Consider the following 597-nt stretch of genomic DNA (forward strand, 5'->3'; position numbering starts at 1 on the left):
CTTTCCTTCATTCATAAGGGGTGAGGATTGTGGAAATGAGCGTCAACTCACCTGCAATGAAAGCGGCATCGCACGAGAGCATCTTGGCTCGCCTGCAGGACGACATCGATCGATTGCCCAATGCGCTCGCTCGCATTGCCAAATACATTCTGGAAAACCCGGAAAAGGTGCTGCACCAATCGGTCGCGGAGCTAGGTGAATTCGCGGCCAGTGGTGAAGCGAGCATATTGCGGCTTTGCCGGCAGATAGGCTTTTCCGGCTTCCGCGACTTCAAGCTGGCATTGGCGGCCGAGATTGGCCGCCCGGGACTGCCTCCTACTGCTGCTGGAACTGCGGATAGCGCTCTGCAATCCTTGCACGACACCATGGCGCAAAACCTCAGCATCGCACACAACAATGCCGATTCCGAAACTCTCGCGAAGGTCGCCGCCGCGCTTGCGGCAAGCAGACGGATCGACCTCTACGGCGCCGGAATGTCCGGTATAACGGCAGAACTGCTTGCCTATCGGCTTTTGCGTGTCGGGCTAACGGCCTTTGCGTTCAGGAATTCCAACATGGCTCACGAAGTCGCCAGCGGGCTTAGTCCCGGATGCGTTG

1 protein-coding gene is annotated in these 597 nt (G+C 57.8%); it reads left to right on the forward strand.

What is annotated here, in order from left to right; translation table 11 throughout:
- Positions 1–35 precede the first annotated feature (35 nt).
- The coding region (locus EN780_RS36800) for a MurR/RpiR family transcriptional regulator (RefSeq protein WP_133372984.1) at positions 36–597 on the forward strand (562 nt) is incomplete at its 3' end.

Origin of the sequence: Mesorhizobium sp. M4B.F.Ca.ET.089.01.1.1, from assembly GCF_004022605.1 — a bacterium.
Taxonomy (GTDB): domain Bacteria; phylum Pseudomonadota; class Alphaproteobacteria; order Rhizobiales; family Rhizobiaceae; genus Mesorhizobium; species Mesorhizobium abyssinicae.